9 protein-coding genes are annotated in these 12,770 nt (G+C 45.1%); 4 read left to right on the top strand and 5 right to left on the bottom strand.

Features of this window, described 5'->3' with window-relative positions:
• The first annotated feature begins 2 nt into the window (after positions 1-2).
• Positions 3-908: a bestrophin family ion channel gene (locus QUA74_RS13285; RefSeq protein ID WP_333329304.1), complete on the top strand. Its 906-nt coding sequence runs from the start codon at positions 3-5 to the stop codon at positions 906-908.
• A 122-nt stretch (positions 909-1,030) separates the two neighbouring features.
• On the opposite strand, the gene lnt is transcribed toward QUA74_RS13285, so the two are convergent.
• From lnt to QUA74_RS13270, 3 genes are all read right to left on the bottom strand, one after another.
• Entirely contained in the window at positions 1,031-2,725 is a 1,695-nt protein-coding gene (gene lnt / locus QUA74_RS13280; RefSeq protein ID WP_445302146.1) for an apolipoprotein N-acyltransferase, read from the bottom strand.
• A gap of 187 nt (positions 2,726-2,912) precedes the next feature.
• The gene (psbA, locus tag QUA74_RS13275; protein ID WP_333329301.1) at positions 2,913-3,995 is read right to left on the bottom strand and encodes a photosystem II q(b) protein; all 1,083 of its coding nucleotides are present in this window, start codon (positions 3,993-3,995) and stop codon (positions 2,913-2,915) included.
• A gap of 546 nt (positions 3,996-4,541) precedes the next feature.
• Positions 4,542-4,889, bottom strand: coding sequence for a histidine triad nucleotide-binding protein (locus QUA74_RS13270; protein WP_172188364.1), 348 nt, complete (start codon positions 4,887-4,889; stop codon positions 4,542-4,544).
• 356 nt (positions 4,890-5,245) lie between these two features.
• On the opposite strand from QUA74_RS13270, the gene QUA74_RS13265 reads away from it, so the two are divergent.
• Both QUA74_RS13265 and QUA74_RS13260 read left to right on the top strand, forming a co-directional pair.
• On the top strand, positions 5,246-6,775 hold the full coding sequence (locus tag QUA74_RS13265; protein ID WP_333329298.1) for a YifB family Mg chelatase-like AAA ATPase: 1,530 nt from the start codon (positions 5,246-5,248) through the stop codon (positions 6,773-6,775).
• 810 nt (positions 6,776-7,585) lie between these two features.
• Positions 7,586-8,971 (top strand): hypothetical protein, encoded by a 1,386-nt coding sequence (locus tag QUA74_RS13260; RefSeq protein WP_333329296.1) that lies wholly within the window; start codon positions 7,586-7,588, stop codon positions 8,969-8,971.
• A gap of 326 nt (positions 8,972-9,297) precedes the next feature.
• Here QUA74_RS13260 and QUA74_RS13255 read toward each other — a convergent pair whose 3' ends face one another.
• Complete coding sequence (locus tag QUA74_RS13255) at positions 9,298-10,140, bottom strand: hypothetical protein (RefSeq protein WP_333329293.1); 843 nt, start codon at positions 10,138-10,140, stop codon at positions 9,298-9,300.
• A 986-nt stretch (positions 10,141-11,126) separates the two neighbouring features.
• Positions 11,127-11,525 (bottom strand): DUF4342 domain-containing protein, encoded by a 399-nt coding sequence (locus QUA74_RS13250; protein ID WP_333329290.1) that lies wholly within the window; start codon positions 11,523-11,525, stop codon positions 11,127-11,129.
• A gap of 398 nt (positions 11,526-11,923) precedes the next feature.
• On the opposite strand from QUA74_RS13250, the gene QUA74_RS13245 reads away from it, so the two are divergent.
• Positions 11,924-12,049: a hypothetical protein gene (locus QUA74_RS13245; protein WP_333329287.1), complete on the top strand. Its 126-nt coding sequence runs from the start codon at positions 11,924-11,926 to the stop codon at positions 12,047-12,049.
• The last annotated feature ends 721 nt before the right edge of the window (positions 12,050-12,770 follow it).

The following is a 12,770-nucleotide window of genomic DNA, read 5'->3' as shown; positions in this document are numbered from 1 at the left end:
GCATGAGTGGCGATCGACCACCTTGGTTTAAAATTGCATTACAGGTTCAGGGGTCTGTCATTCCCTCAATTTTGCCCCGCGTTTTGCTGTGCGGCGGCTTTGGAGTTCTTATTTCCCTGCTGCACTTTTTAAAGTGGCCGGTTTCATTACCAATTTTGTCGAGTATTGTACCGAGTATTGTCCTGGGTCTACTGTTAGTTTTTCGGACAAATACAGCCTACGAAAGATTTTGGGAAGGTCGAAAATTTTGGGGCACGTTAATCAACAACGTCCGCAATTTGGCGCGCCAAATCTGGGTAGCAATTGAGGAAAAAAAACCGCAGGATATCGAACTCAAAAAGTCAGTCCTGCGCCTGTTACCCGCCTTTGCAGTGGCCCTGAAACTGCACTTGCGGCAAGAATCTGTAAATCCCGAATTGGAGCCGTTAATGTCTCCAGCGCACTACCAAAAGCTCAAGTCGATGAACAATCCGCCTCTAGAAATTGCCTTTTGGATTGAGGATTACTTGCACGAGCAGTATGAGGGCAATTGCGTTGATGTCTATCAGTTAACTGCTATGAAGGAGTTGCTCAACTCTATGATTGATGTATTAGGGGGCTGCGAGCGGATTTTGAAGACCCCTATCCCTTTGGCTTACGCGATTCACCTGAAACAACTATTGTTGCTTTACTGTTTGGCACTGCCCTTTCAAATGGTGAACGATTTGACTTGGGGAACCGGTCCAATTGTAGCTTTAATTAGTTTTACTTTGTTCGGCATCGAAGAAATCGGCATTGAAATAGAAAATCCTTTCGGGCACGATGCCAATGATTTGCCTTTGACCAATATTTGTGCTACCATGCAGCGCAATATCGATGATTTAATTACTTTATCTCCTAGCGTTCATGAACACGTTAAAGATAAGTAGAGTCATTAATCATTGGTCATTAGTCATTAGTGAACTGTAGGGGCGGGTTCACCAATAATCCTCACAGTGCAAACAGATTTAATAAACCCGCCCCCGCCCCACCCGAAAATTCTTTACTAACGTTAATTTCTAACAATAAACCGCATTAACCCAGCCAATACTAACAATAAAGGCGTCAGCCAATCTCCCCAGCGCACGTACAAAGTCCGAGTTTGCCGCCGATAAATAGTAGCATCTCGGACTTCATAGGTATTAATTCCCGACTTCCAAACCGTCTCGCCGCGAGGATTTACAAAAGCAGAGTAACCCGTATTAGTTGCGATAACTGCCCATCTATCCGTCTCAATTGCCCGCATCACATCTAGAGCATGATGTTGATCCAACATGGGCGGTTTGTAATGGGCATTGTTGGAAGCTGTGAGCATAAATTCGCCTCCATTCGCCGCCTGATATCGGAAAATTTCCGCAAACGCGGAATCGTAACAAATTCCGACAATGGCGCGGCCAAACGGCGTATCAAACAATTGTTTAGAATTACCGGGTACTAAATGAGCATCTAAGGGCGAAAGCCGATTAATAATCCCGCCTAAGATTTCGTAAAAAGGGATATATTCGCCTAAAGGCACTAGCTTTAGTTTATCGTAGCGGCCGATAATTTCTCCAGTGCGATCGATCGCCAATAAGCTGTTAGTGATACTATTCTCTTGCTGTCCGAATCCTCCAACCCAAGCCACAACGCCGCGTTCGAGAATAGCTTGGTAAAAAGAAAGAGTAGAACGTTGATACTCGTTTGTCCAGATAAAAGGCAAAGCCGTCTCTGGAATTAACACAGCATCGACTTGTCTGTCTGCTAACTGTTTGTATCCAGTGGTGTAACCTTCTAAAGCACGCCCCCAACCCGCTGAGTCAAACTTAATCTCGTTAGGAATATTGCCTTGAATAATGCCAATTTTTAAAGCGGTTGCAGCTTGTTGATTCAAAGGGCGGTTGTATAAACTCCATCCTGCAATATGCAAAACTAAACACAAACTCGCAGGCAAAATATAAGGAATCCAATTCTTCGTTTTGACTTCTTCTTTCTTCCTTCTTCCTTCGAGCCAAGCTTCTGCAATTAAGCCATTTACTGCTACAATAGCGGCTGTTACTGCGCTGGGCCCGGAGAGTTGACCGAGGTGCAATATTGCTAAATTGTGCGGGCTTTGCGTATATGATAGGGATGTCCACCACAGCGAACCTGTACTCCAAATACTTTCTAAGGCGCACCACAAAGCTGTGCCAATTAAAACGCGAGTTAATGCTGAAAATTGAGTTTTACCCCCCCCAGCCCCCCTTTGTAAAGGGGGGGAGTTAAGAATAAGAATAGGATTTTTGCCTGGTAAAGTTAGGGAGTTGAGAATTACCAATAGCCACGCCCAAACGGCGACTAAGGCAGCTCCCCAGAGGGTGATGAAGGCCCAGCAAAAAAGTGCGATCGCCAAACTCGGCCACCAAGGAACTCCCAACCAAGTCATCGGGTGAATTCCCATAATCCAAGATAAAGCTAATCCGTGATAGCCAATTCCCCAGAGTGAAGGAAGAAGGAAGAAGTCAGAAGTCAGAAGGAAGAATTTTTGTTGTTTTACTTCTTGCTTTGGCTTTTCATAACTAACAACCAAAATCCAGAGAGGAACTAGGGCTACCCAAGCCAATAGCCAAGCATTTACTGGTGCGGTTGTCAATGCCATCAAAATGCCGCTAAAAAATGCGATCGCCCAGGCTACTGTTTTGGATTTATGAACCACGAGTTTTTCAAATTTGTGCCTGTTAAATATCGCCACTTTGATGATTGCCAAAAATAATAATTCCTAATTAATATATCAAATTAATCAGGAAGAAGGGAGTTTGGCAACGAGCAGTGTATGGGATTTAACGAATTTAACAGAAAAAAATCTATCCAATTCTACTTGCCAAAACAAAAAGCGCCCCTATTTCTAGGAGCGCTTTTTGTTAAATCAAAAGCTAAATTTAGCCGTTGATGGAAGGAGCAACCATTGCTACTGGGGTGACTTCACCGGCGGCCAAGTCGAGGGGGAAGTTGTGAGCGTTGCGCTCGTGCATTACTTCCATACCCAGGTTAGCGCGGTTGATGACATCAGCCCAAGTGTTGATGACGCGACCTTGCGAGTCGATAACCGATTGGTTGAAGTTGAAACCGTTCAAGTTAAACGCCATCGTGGAAATACCCAAAGAGGTAAACCAGATACCGACAACTGGCCATGCACCTAACAAGAAGTGCAAAGAACGGCTGTTGTTAAAGCTCGCGTATTGGAAAATCAAACGACCGAAGTAGCCGTGGGCTGCAACGATGTTGTAGGTTTCTTCTTCTTGACCGAATTTGTAACCGTAGTTCAAAGATTCAGTTTCGGTTGTTTCGCGAACCAAGGAAGATGTTACCAAGGAACCGTGCATGGCGGAGAACAGAGCACCGCCGAAGACACCAGCAACTCCCAACATATGGAAGGGGTGCATCAGGATGTTGTGCTCAGCTTGGAACACGATCATGAAGTTGAATGTGCCGCTGATCCCCAAGGGCATACCGTCAGAAAAGCTGCCTTGTCCGATCGGGTAAATCAAGAATACTGCGGTTGCTGCTGCAACTGGTGCAGAGTAAGCGACGCAGATCCAAGGACGCATACCTAAGCGGTAAGACAATTCCCATTCACGACCCATGTAGCAGAAAATGCCAATCAGGAAGTGAAAAACTACCAATTGGTAAGGGCCGCCGTTGTACAACCACTCATCGAGGGAAGCTGCTTCCCAGATGGGATAGAAGTGAAGCCCGATCGCATTCGATGAAGGCACAACAGCACCACTAATGATATTGTTGCCGTACATCAAAGAACCAGCAACTGGTTCGCGGATGCCGTCGATGTCCACAGGAGGAGCAGCGATGAAGGCGATAATGTAGCAGATGGTGGCGCTCAGCAAGGTGGGAATCATCAAGACGCCGAACCAACCGATATAAATCCGGTTATCGGTGCTAGTTACCCACTCGCAGAACCGTTCCCAAACGTTGCCGCTTTCGCGACGCTGTACGGTTGTTGTCATTTGGTTTATGATTGCTTAATTGAATTTTCAAGGTTCGTTGTGGGGATGCCCCACGCTTATATTAGTAACACCATTCACTAAAGTTTGCCAAGGGATTACTGGTGACAATTTAAATATTTTACAAACATTTACAAAAATTGGATTCTTGGTAAATATTTATAGTTTTTTACAAAGTAATATTACCCACCTAACACGTTAAATATAGCGATCTGAAGAACTGAATCTATTGGCTGTAGATGGGTTCACCAGTTTGAGCAAATTATTTTTGTTCAGGTCGATTCTGTTTCTATCTAAATATCTGTTAATTAGGTCTTGAAGAGATAATTTTTAATATTTATTAACATATAACTGGTGGCTCTTGCGAGGGGAAATTTTTATCGGGAGAATACTGAAAAGCTGGTTTTTAGTGAGATCGGGCTGCATTCTCAATAATCTCGAATCAAGCCGGTTTGACGAAAAAAGAAACCCGGTTTCTGAGGCGCTGGGCAATAGAAATCAATCGGGTTTCTGAGGATGAGTCCGCAAGTTGGGCGTAAAAATTAGGCTTTAGCCTGGGGGCCACTTCATCTGCCGTCCGCCGAGAATGTGAAGGTGCAGGTGGTCTACAGTTTGGCCGCCGTCGCTGCCGCTATTAATGACGACGCGATAGCCGTTGCTAAGTCCGAGTTGCTCTGCTACGCGCTTGACAGTCAGCAGCAGGTGTCCCATGAGAGCATGATCTTCCGACTCGGCATCGGCTAATTTGGCAATAGGCTGTTTGGGAATGACGAGGATGTGGACGGGTGCTTGCGGATGGATATCTCGGAACGCGAGGGCCAAGTCGTCTTCATAAACGATGTCTGCGGGAATCTCTTTGCGGATGATTTTGCTAAAAAGCGTTTCTTGAGTTGTCATGGGTGTTAACGAAGTTCGGCAACGAAGCAGTGTACGGGATTTAACTGAAATGTTGTACCATTGTCAATAAGCCTTTTATGGCAGAATGCCCACCTCACAAGAAATACACTCTTTGTGGAACAGGCATCTTGCCTGTTCTTGAGAATGGTGCAAGATGTTAGATTTAACAAATCAATTTTGACGGAAGATGGAAGGCCGAAGGGTTCAAGGGAAGATGGAAGACCCAGCAGGAGAGAAGCAAGAGGAGAAAAGGAAGAGGCAAGGAAAAGTTTTTCTTGCCTCTTCCGATATTCATTAGTCATTGTTAATCATAATAGATGATGAATCAAGGACAGGCAAATTAAGGATAAAGAAAAATGCTTGCTAGGGTTTGGAGTGCATCGATCGTTGGAATTGACGCGGTAAAGGTTGGTGTTGAGGCTGATGTGTCAGGGGGGCTACCGAAAATCGTGGTTGTGGGATTGCCCGATTCTGCGGTGCAAGAAGCTAAAGAAAGGGTTAAGGCTACGCTAAAAAATTCGGGATATGGTTTTCCGATGCGGAGTATTGTGATTAATTTGACGCCGGCAGATTTGCGGAAGGAAGGGCCGAGTTTTGATTTGCCGATCGCCATTGGCATTTTAGCAGCATCCGAACAAGTCAGCGCTGAACTTTTGGGAGATCATTTGTTTTTAGGGGAACTCTCTTTAGATGGAAGTTTGCGGGCTGTGGCTGGGGTTTTGCCGATCGCCGCTGCTGCTGCCAAAATGGGTATTTCGGGGTTGGTTGTACCGGCTGGTAACGCGCAGGAAGCAGCTTTGGTACACGGAATATCTGTTTATGGTTTTGAGAATATTTTTGCTGTTACTGATTTTTTGAACAATCCTGAAGTTTATTCGCCTGTAGAAGTAAACGGTCGAGAAGAGTTAGCAAAAACGCGGTTTCCGGGTTTAGATTTAAAGGATGTAAAGGGGCAAATTCACGCGCGGCGGGCTTTGGAAATTGCGGCGGCGGGGGGACACAATTTAATTTTTGTGGGGCCGCCTGGAAGCGGTAAGACTATGCTGGCGAGGCGTTTGCCGGGTATTTTGCCGCCGCTGACTTTTGAGGAAGCTTTGGATGTGACTCAAATTCATTCGGTGGCTGGGTTATTGAAGGATAAGGGAAGCTTGGTGGGCGATCGACCTTTTCGCAGTCCTCACCATTCGGCATCAGGCCCTTCTTTGGTAGGTGGCGGCAGTTTTCCGCGTCCGGGTGAAATTTCTTTAGCACATCGCGGCATTCTTTTTCTGGATGAATTAACTGAGTTTAAAAGAGATGTTTTGGAGTTTTTGCGACAACCGCTGGAAGATGGTTATGTGACGATTTCTAGAACTAGACAATCGGTGATGTTTCCGGCGCAATTCACTTTAGTTGCGAGTACAAATCCTTGCGCTTGCGGTTATTACGGCGATTCGATTCAACAGTGTACTTGTTCGCCACAAAAGAGGGAGCAATATTGGGCTAAACTTTCGGGGCCTTTGATGGATCGGATCGATTTACAAGTGGCGGTTAATCGTTTGAAACCCGAGGAAATTACGCGACAGCCGACGGGGGAAGAGTCGGAACCGGTGCGGGTGAGGGTGCAGCGGGCGCGAGAGCTCGCAACTCGCCGTTTTCAGTCGGAATCTAGTTTGCGCTGTAATGCGGAAATGCAAAGCAGTCACATTAACAAATGGTGTCAGTTGGATGAGGCTTCTCGGAATTTATTGGAGATGGCGATTCGGAAGTTGGGGCTGTCGGCGAGGGCTAGCGATCGCATTTTGAAGGTTGCTAGAACTATTGCTGATTTGTCGGGGGATGAAAGCTTGAAAACGAATCATGTGGGGGAGGCGGTGCAGTATCGGACGATCGATCGGATGCAGTAAGTCAGCAACGGCTCAAAAGACATAATCCCCCCGAACCCCGACTTCTTAAAGAAGTTGGGTATCTAACAGTTGATTCGGCGATTTAAATCGCTTCTAAACATACGAAGTCCCAGCAGAGGGGACTAAGGGATTAAGGGGGTATTTAAGCTCGATTGATGTTGTCCAATTATTTAATTGAGCCAGTGAAACGCCCCGATCTTCCCATGTTTATTGTCTGATTTTGTGCTGCATGGTGCCAGGATCACTTGTGACAGTTGCGTAAGTTCGGTTAGTGTTAGATTAGGGGAGGCGACAGCAAACCAAGGCAGCGGTTAAAGTGGCGATCGCGGAAGCTTTAGACCAACTGCCCGAAAGCTAATCAACTGAAGTGTATCAGCGCAACTATTAAGATGTTTATCAGCACGTCTAGGAATCTTATTCTGAGGCCACACGCAGTATTTATACCACCGCAGCTTGAAGCTGGTGTCAATGCCACCCACCCACAGCTTTTGTCAAAAATTCCTCATAATTTAATCAAAAATTCATCAAGTTTTTAGCCACTTGTTGTCATTTTTACTGTAATTTATGATACCGATCACCCAAGTTGCCCTAATCTCCACAACGGCGGAATTTTTAATATTTAATTTCTCGCTCTCCCTTTCCCTCCTTCTCCCTCCCTCTTCCTCTCTCTTCCTATTTTCCTGGCCTCCTCTCGCTGTTTCACCCTAAAATTTAAAATTTTTGAGTGACAAATCATGGCACGATCGCAGCGCGTTTTGATACCATGCAATCAAGCGCAAGACAATCAGGGAATGCACTGGAGGTGTGTAAATGGAGCTTTTGGCAGAACAAAAACGGTGCTTGGATTGCTTGGTAAGCTCGATCAAGCAATTGGGAGGTCGAGTAGACATTCCCAAGCTGGAGCAGATAGCTGAGCTAATCATTCAAACGATGAGAGGGCCTTGGCGCTACTTTCACACGTCGGAACACATTTTTGAGGTCGGGGGGTCAGTCGATCCGATCGAGGTGCTGGCTGCGCTGTTTCACGACCTCGTGTACGTGCAAGTTGATCAGGGCGTTAGTTTCAATATTAGCAGCGCCCTTTGTCCTTTTGTCAAAGAAGTGCGATCGCAGTTAGTTATTAGAGATGAAACCGAACTGCCCGACGATGCCATGTATCACCTAGTGGCCTCAGTCTTTGGGTTTATTCCCGGCAAGACTCTCTCTCCGTTTGCCGGCCAAAACGAATTTTTGAGTGCCGTTATTGCTGCCAAATCTTTGGAGCCTTTTTTGCCAGCTAGTACGATCGCTGAGATAACAGCTTGCATTGAGGCTACTATTCCTTTTCGTCCGGTTTCGCCCAGTGGTTTGAGCGCGATCGAACTTTTGCACGAGCGTTTGGTAAGTATAAATTGCGATTTTAACTTGGGATGGAACCCTGGAGAAATTGTAGGACTTGTCAAGCGTGCTGTCAGGTTAGCAAATAGAGATGTCGAGAATTTTGCCTCTGGAAATTCCTCTAATTTCTTAGACAATACCTGGAACTTGATGCCAGAAACCAACCACGAATTGAGCCAGGCTAATACCTATACTGTTGTCGAATATCGCAGGTCTCTACAAAAAATGGAAGGATTTTTGAAGTTCCTCAAACCAGAACTGGTTTTCCAGCAGTTTAGGCAAGAGCCGGACGATGCAACCTACGCTAACCGGATTGCCCGAACTCGAAGAAATATCGAAGTTGCTAAACTTTATCTGGCTATCAAGCTAATTACCATCGCCATTTTAGAAGCTCTTTCCTACCGCTTGGGGCGCGATATTCCGCTTTCAACTATGATGGGAGAATTGCGCGCACCCGGATTTCAAACATCGGTTTTGGAGGATTACTTGCCCAACAAACAGATCGCCTACCCATTAGAAAGTCAGTTGCAAAGAGAAGTGTTAGACCTGCTAGAAATAGGACGCAATCAAGAATCGCGTTATGATATTAAAAACTCCCCGGTTTCTACGTTTATTATCAAATCTATCGGCTTTGCTGAAACTGAAAACTTTTTGAAGAAAGCTCAAGAGTTTTTTGCCGGTCATATTTCCTCGGAAGAGTTTCTCTCTTACTGCGCTCCCGATGTCATCGAGACCATCTCCTCCGGCGTGATGAAACTCTTTGACAGCAGAAAGACGGCTTTAGGGAAAGTTAAATTAGTTCACCAAACCGTTTCTTAGGATAGGTTGGCACAATCTTAAAACGTTTTCCATTGCAGAAACCAAGTTTCTTGAGTTCAGCCACAATGTCCGGTTAGTTTGAGATGTTGCACCATTCTCGCTTAACAGGCTTTCGGGCCTGTTCCACAAAGAATGAGTTTTTTTGTGGGGAGTAGGGGTTGGGCGGGCTAGAAGCCCACCCCACATGAAAATCTACTCTTTGTGGAACAGGCATCTTGCCTGTTCATAAAAGGCTAATTGAGAATGGTGCAACATATGAGCTTTAAAGGACTTTAGCGATGAGTCTGGGGTTTGAACCCCTGGCGGACTAATTCGACATCCAACTTCTATTGCGGTGAACCAGCCGCACCCTCTGCGCCGGATTTGCTATCAGGTACACCCGTATCCGTAGGATTAGAATCGCTCTGGCTTTCCGTATTAGTTTCGCCGCTCGTACCTGCTCCAGAAGCACCATCATCTTGAGTTGGAGATGGAGTAATTGAACTCTCAGGTGCTGGAGTTGGCGGAGGGGAAGCTGGCTCATTCTGCGGAGTCGGAACCGTAGTATTGGTATTATTTGACGGCGAAGATGGAGCCGGCGCTGCTTGCTGAGCGGGTGCATCTTGCTGCTGTGAATTTGGAAGCGTAATATTGATATTGGGAGCCGGATTTGCTTGAGGAGCCGGAGTTGCGTTTTGAGCTGGACTTGGTTGAGGAGCCGGAGTTGCGTTTTGAGCTGGACTTGGTTGAACCGGAACCGGAACAATCTTTTGAATGATCGTTTTTTCTCTCTCTATAGTCCGAGTCGGAGCTGGTGTTGCTGAAGGCTGATTCGCTTTCGGTACAACAATCACAGGAGCAGCAGTAGGAGTAGGAGCCTCCTCACCCCGATTGAAGTAATATACACTGCCCAGAACTAAGCCTACCAAAGAAGCAAGAAGAATCCCTAACAGTAACCCGCGACCCGCATTCTCATTATCGCGGACTTCTTGGACTCCAACTTGGCGCTGGTTTTCGGCCATTTCACCCTGTACATAACCTTGGTGATGAGCTGCTTCTTTAGAAGCTTTCCCCGTTGTACTCGGAACACTTGTAGTAGTTCGCGTTGTACTGACGTGACCGTTAGTTGCATCGGTGTGAACTTCTTGATGAATTTCACGGCTAGAGCTATTTTCTTCGTTAGGTTTCATAATTATCTTCGGCACAACTATTCAAAAAATATTTGTATGTAGGAGATGCTCTGGTTTGAAAACTTGAGCTAAGCTGTTGACCATTTGAATCACTTATTTCAACTCACTGTCAAGGTTGAGACAAGATTCAGGTGTAAACGTTGGGCGTTTTGCTCATACCCAGTTTAAATACTTAACAGCTTTCTGCTTAGGGAGTTTAGAGAACTTTTGGTTTTTCCTTCATTTGTATCCAGTCTAACTCGCCGAGGTATTAACCAGGCTCTACCCTCAGAGTGATTTTCCGAGTCCCCAAAAGAATAAAATTAGCCGGACTTCAACAAAGAATACGGGCTAAATGAGTTATTTATAATGCTTGCTCTGCAAGCATATAAGCTGAAAAGATGAGTAATGAAATAGACACCCCCCGCCGCGCTGCCCCGCTGTTGTGATTAATTTGATCCAAGATTTGACGATATCTTTCGTCATCAACCCCAAAAACGGGAGTTTAGGAACTATTTAAGCGAATTATTGGGAGAAAGCGAGCCAAACCACCTCTCGCCGATGGTGGCACACGCCGTCCGAGTAACTTACCACAAATTACACCCTTTTTTAAGCGCAGCGCCTTGGTCATCCAGCGAAAGGAATCAACGCCACTTGGAGATAATGAATCAGTGTCATCAAATCACGATCAGCCAAGGATTTAACCTCATCATAGATAATTTATGGCACCCTTAAAAATGGCAACTTTACTGCCGGAGTGGCAAGGCAATACATCAGAGAAATGGGGAACAAAGAGAAGGGAGTAATAACAGTTACTAGCTATCTATTTATAAAGCCAGTTTGTGCTTGAAATTTCTTTAAGTCCGGTTAGATAACCACAATTAAGTTAGTAGTAATAAACGCCACTTTTTTCTCATCCATCAAGAGAGGATGGTCGTACTCACTACCAACAAGCTTGATTACGGGATATTAACCGGACAGGAAAATTACTAACAACTGAGTTTCTGTTATTCTGTTCTTTCAATGATAATTGTCATGTGAGCGACTAATGCACCTATCGCTCCTACTGCTGCAATGACTGGAAACAAGGCCGCACCGATGACTCCACCGACTACTCCCACCGTCAGAGGAACTTCTACTAATATCCGTCCCTCTTCATTTTTGATAATGATGCGGCGGATATTTCCTTCGTGAATCAGTTCTTTAACTTTAGCAACCAAATCGTCTCCGTTAATTTTTACCTCCTCGACGCTAACTTTTTCCTGAGTATAAGCAGGGGTTTGGAAAGGAGTCGTTTCAAAATTAACCTCAGCAACTTTTTGGGCCGAAACTTTTTCAGATACAGGTATTGATTCGAGATCTCTTGTCCCGACTGGTTCTTGTACGCGATCTGTAGGTGTGTCCATTTTTTGTTCTCCTTTTAGGTAAAAGTATTTTTGTATAGAATTATATTGAAATATAACACGCAACTTTTTTTGAATCAATCATTCTTTTGGGTGATCTTGCTGCTGCTGTCGTGATTTTCTGAAGGTATGATAATGAAAATTCCCTCACTCTCTCGCTTCTGGGCTTATCCTATCTGTCCCTATCTCCTTGTGCCGTTTAGTTAACTGTCTGCTTCTGGCCCTCGCAACGCCCCACCCTTGAAAAACTTCCAATCCAGACAACGAAAGGATAAAAGCGACTTTCACACTCTCAGAGACTCAGACTCAATAGGTGTACAGGTTGAAATACTGACATTGTACTGAAAGTACGATCGTCCCGCCGTGTATACAATTACCACCTCTCGTTCGGGAAACCGCACATGGAAACCGTCGCTTACTTTCCTCAAATGTCATTTCAATTTAGCTCAGTGCGATCGCCCAACCAAACCCCATCCCCCGATCTTCCTCAAATCAACATCTTAGAGTTTCTAATGAGAATTGCCTAAAATCAAGGGGGAGGAGAAGTAATAATGATCGAAATATTATCGCAACTAAACCAACTTCCTCAAATTGAAGTTGAAGTTGGGGAAAATGCGGGTAAAATAGAATTATTTGCTTCTGCTTCCTCTTGATTCTCCGTGTCCGATTGGCCAGCGACAGAATTTGAATCTCCAGTTGGTGCCCCGACGGTACTTTTCGGGAAACTTTTAAGGCACATCAAGCGGATGTGTGGAATGTGAGTTTTAGTTGCGATCGCACAACTTTAGCATCTGCCGAGAAAAATTTCGTCGGTGAAGCTTTGGAGTCTCGATGTGGCTAAAGTAGAAACTGCCGAACTTGACAAATTGCTCGCAATCGGCTGTCCGTAGCTCGGAGACTACCTACAATACAATCTTCGGGTTGAGTGCGATCGGCATTTGTGCGAAAAAACTGACAATTGACATTTCTTGGCAATTCGCCGACACCGATTTTGCCTGAATTGTCAAATAGGCGATCGGCTGCCGATTTGTCGCTATTCTTGTCTTATTGTAATATAATTTTACGCAAGGGGTAATACCAAATGTACTACCACAGGTCCCAGATGTCTATCCATCTGAACCAAATTAATGTCATCAAACATTAAAAATAGTTATGACTGTTATATTCGGATTAGTAGAATCTTGGATCGGTCAAATTTACTACATAATTAGGTTTCAAAGGAGTGTCTGCTGTTAAATTAATCTAACC

The organism is Microcoleus sp. LAD1_D3 (assembly GCF_036702135.1).
Lineage (GTDB): Bacteria > Cyanobacteriota > Cyanobacteriia > Cyanobacteriales > Microcoleaceae > Microcoleus.
Note: the sequence above shows the minus strand (reverse complement) of the source record. Positions and strands in the feature narration are given on the sequence as shown.

Excerpts from the sequence above, each read along its gene's own strand:
- QUA74_RS13285 (WP_333329304.1), top strand. The coding sequence starts at position 3 with ATGAGTGGCGATCGACCACCTTGGTTTAAAATTGCATTACAGGTTCAG.
- psbA (WP_333329301.1), bottom strand. The coding sequence starts at position 3,995 with ATGACAACAACCGTACAGCGTCGCGAAAGCGGCAACGTTTGGGAACGG.
- QUA74_RS13270 (WP_172188364.1), bottom strand. The coding sequence starts at position 4,889 with ATGACAACTCAAGAAACGCTTTTTAGCAAAATCATCCGCAAAGAGATT.
- QUA74_RS13265 (WP_333329298.1), top strand. The coding sequence starts at position 5,246 with ATGCTTGCTAGGGTTTGGAGTGCATCGATCGTTGGAATTGACGCGGTA.
- QUA74_RS13260 (WP_333329296.1), top strand. The coding sequence starts at position 7,586 with ATGGAGCTTTTGGCAGAACAAAAACGGTGCTTGGATTGCTTGGTAAGC.
- QUA74_RS13255 (WP_333329293.1), bottom strand. The coding sequence starts at position 10,140 with ATGAAACCTAACGAAGAAAATAGCTCTAGCCGTGAAATTCATCAAGAA.
- QUA74_RS13250 (WP_333329290.1), bottom strand. The coding sequence starts at position 11,525 with ATGGACACACCTACAGATCGCGTACAAGAACCAGTCGGGACAAGAGAT.
- QUA74_RS13245 (WP_333329287.1), top strand. The coding sequence starts at position 11,924 with ATGGAAACCGTCGCTTACTTTCCTCAAATGTCATTTCAATTTAGCTCA.